General features: G+C 43.1%; 4 protein-coding genes. 3 read left to right on the plus strand and 1 reads right to left on the minus strand.

Annotation, left to right across the window (positions count from 1 at the left end; genetic code table 11):
• A partial coding sequence (locus tag ACOJS8_RS23265) for a hypothetical protein (protein ID WP_420150955.1) occupies window positions 1-519 on the minus strand: 519 nt, incomplete at its 3' end.
• 437 nt (window positions 520-956) lie between these two features.
• On the opposite strand from ACOJS8_RS23265, the gene ACOJS8_RS23270 reads away from it, so the two are divergent.
• The 3 genes from ACOJS8_RS23270 to ACOJS8_RS23280 all read left to right on the plus strand — a co-directional run bounded on the left by ACOJS8_RS23270 (window position 957) and on the right by ACOJS8_RS23280 (window position 2,796).
• The gene (locus tag ACOJS8_RS23270) at window positions 957-1,748 is read left to right on the plus strand and encodes a hypothetical protein (RefSeq protein WP_420150956.1); all 792 of its coding nucleotides are present in this window, start codon (window positions 957-959) and stop codon (window positions 1,746-1,748) included.
• A gap of 7 nt (window positions 1,749-1,755) precedes the next feature.
• Window positions 1,756-1,965 carry a hypothetical protein gene (locus ACOJS8_RS23275; protein WP_420150957.1) on the plus strand — a complete coding sequence of 70 codons (210 nt, stop codon included), beginning with the start codon at window positions 1,756-1,758 and terminating at the stop codon, window positions 1,963-1,965.
• A gap of 108 nt (window positions 1,966-2,073) precedes the next feature.
• Window positions 2,074-2,796: a hypothetical protein gene (locus tag ACOJS8_RS23280; RefSeq protein WP_420150958.1), complete on the plus strand. Its 723-nt coding sequence runs from the start codon at window positions 2,074-2,076 to the stop codon at window positions 2,794-2,796.
• Window positions 2,797-2,955 lie beyond the last annotated feature (159 nt).

Consider the following 2,955-nt stretch of genomic DNA (forward strand, 5'->3'; position numbering starts at 1 on the left):
GAATTCAATGTCTCGGGCATTATCGAGTACTGTTTGTTTGGCTAAAAGGCAAACACCGATAGCAAGGGTACTGTCGATCTTAAAATCGGCTGCTTTTAGAACCTCTGGTTTGCCTTTCTTGGGTTTATATTGCCCTTTAACGAAGTCACAGTATTCGGTAAAAATGGCGTAACAGTCTAAATGAATTTTGGTCCTGTCATCATGGCGTTTATGTAAAAATTTAAGAAAATCCTCACTTTCTTCCTGCATCGGTTCAGTTGTAAATGGTCGCTTTGGTTCCCAGTAATCATGAATAGCCTTCCATACTTTTCCGACTTTACGATCTGTGATATCAAATCCTTTTTCGATGAGGTAATTTTTCTTATCGAGCCAAATAGTCTCCTCTTCTGAATACTTACCAATCTTATTATCGTCGAGCTCTTCTATGTATTCGCTATACTCGACATGAGCAATAGTTTTTGCATGGCCTAGTATAAAATAAAGAGCACTACGTAAATAGTAAACAGGTATAGTCGTCATGGATAGCGGTATGGATTAGTTGTTTTTATGATTTGTATGAACGGAATAACATGTAATCTTTCTGTTCACGCATTGTACTAAAACGCCATTTAAAGCGCATAGGCGCTTTTTTTTACTCCCAGACTAAAGCTTTTGTATCGAGTATAAAGTGAGTGACTTTCCTTAATAGGCTAATTGTCAGCCATTTATGTTTCTTTGTAAGGCAGTCCCACCTGAAGCGGGTAGACGTATCTCAATTTGGGCCAGATTGCCGCTAAACGTAAATAAATACAGGGCATGTAGGAAGACGGGGGGTAGATAGCTTGCAACACTCAGCCCCCGTCTTCTACTGACCTTCTTCATGGACAGGCCACTGCAAAAAAACGAAATATTCCGGAGTATTTCCTAGAACCTGCAGCGCGAATCGTCCATGAAGAATCAGGTATGCCATCATCATCATGGACAAGCAACCACAGATCGGTGCGACGGGTCAGACTCGACGCCCGGGCAGGCGTCCTCATATTCAGATGGGGAAACGACGCCTGCCAACAAACGTAGCCTCGACAGTAGGTAAGGATCACCGTTATAATTGGGTCTTTTTTCGGACCAACGAACTAGATCACTCGAGATTTCAGAATGAGTATGGTAGCACTATTCGGTATGTAGTTCGAGAGGCATTTCCGGGCTTGAATATGACGGTGGACGTTGGCCACCTTTTGGAACGAGCTGATATCATTGGGATGGTGGTCGTTGAAAAGGAAGTCGTAGGAATGTGCAGCCTTTCGGTTTCGGACACTCTGTATAGGGGAGAATATCTCGCTTGGGTAAATAAGATAGCACTAATGCCAGTAGCCCAAAAGAAGGGGCTGGCAACAATCCGGCTAGTAACCAGTTTACGCGACTTTTTACCGGGTAAACGAATAGGCTATCTGGGGTGCTTCTCGCAAAATCCAGAACTGATAGAAGGCTTTTCTAGACTGGGCACCAGAATTTATCCTATTCCATCCGGTTGTGACACTAGCGAAGGAGACACCATCCTGAATTTTCTCGCACGTGAGGTTCCACAATGTATTCCACGAATAGTACTGCCGACCAATCAGGTTTGGACCAGGGGCTTTGTCGAAGGATTGTATGGCCGAAATATTACTCCTTCAACCAAAACCACCTCAACCCTGATCAGTGAGTTAGAAGCGATTGGATTTGATGCTGATCGTGGCGATGCTGTCATCTTAGTAATCCACCTAAAATAGTTGAGTCATGAATAAAACTAAACTTGTCCTGATTTTTACACTGTCAAGTTTTATCTCGGTAACGGCCTTTGAGGTGTACCAGATGACACTGGCTGATTATAATGTAGGGTTGGCTTTATTTGCTTTTCAGTGCGTAATGCTCTTCGTTCTGCATTATGTTTACCCAAGCATTGAGAAATCGCTGAGTCGCTTTTTAACACACGTCGTTGCCACTTAAAATGAAGATACATTAGTTCAAACGTATCGAAAACAACCATTGGCGTTAACGGCGTTGGGGTTAGGTAGCAGCATCCGATTCGGATTAATGTTACCTTTTCTAAAGACGATGGATAATTCCTTATTATTCATCATGTTTTATGCCCTGGGAAAACTTGTCTCCGTGCCGATAGCCATCTGGTTTTTCAACGATCGGATCGTTAATCGGAATTTGTACATCGTTGGTATTCTGCTGACCTCCCTGGGCGCGATTGCGTTTACGATTAGTCCGATCAATCCGCAACAATTTTTCAATGGCAACTGGGTCTTATTGGTTGCGGCTGTCAGCAAACTGTTTCTGGAAGTGTATGATACGATCCAGTCACGGTATATCCAGACGACTAAAATGAGTCATATGCGAACCGTATCTGTTCAGAAAACGGAGCAAATCAAAGCGATCTATACCATACTGTTCGGATTATTCATCGGGATTTACTTCCTATCGCATAACTCGTTAATCGATATTCTTCCGAACGGTCGTCAACTTACTGGGATTATGTGGATTGGAGTCGTGGTGAGCCTCACCGCAACATTAGTGATCCGGTTAACGAACGAGCTTAGTCATACTGTTACGCAGCCCATTCAAAGTAGTCGCCCGTTGATAGCATTCATTCCGTATGTTATTTCATACCTGCACCAGGGAGGAAATGGTAACGAATTAGTCTACAAAACGATTTGTATGGTTGTCGTTCTGACGGGGGTTTTGGTCTGTTTAGCCAATGGAACACCGCTTCGAAATCCTGAATCAACCGGACCTATCAACGCGCAGGAAAATTGGCTACCAACATCTTAGCTGTTCTTCACCAACATTATTGCACTGAAATGCCAATTATGGCTAATCAGTGACACCGGTAATGCTTCCCTGACTTTTTACAGGCATTACTCAACACTAAACGCTAGCCTACCTTCCAGAAGGTAGGCTAGCGCCACTTATTAAATTTAAACACTTATA

It is taken from the genome of Spirosoma sp., from assembly GCF_048594605.1.
Taxonomy (GTDB): domain Bacteria; phylum Bacteroidota; class Bacteroidia; order Cytophagales; family Spirosomataceae; genus Spirosoma.

Coding starts and splice junctions, on each gene's coding strand:
- ACOJS8_RS23270 (WP_420150956.1), top strand. CDS start 957: ATGGACAAGCAACCACAGATCGGTGCGACGGGTCAGACTCGACGCCCG.
- ACOJS8_RS23275 (WP_420150957.1), top strand. CDS start 1,756: ATGAATAAAACTAAACTTGTCCTGATTTTTACACTGTCAAGTTTTATC.
- ACOJS8_RS23280 (WP_420150958.1), top strand. CDS start 2,074: ATGGATAATTCCTTATTATTCATCATGTTTTATGCCCTGGGAAAACTT.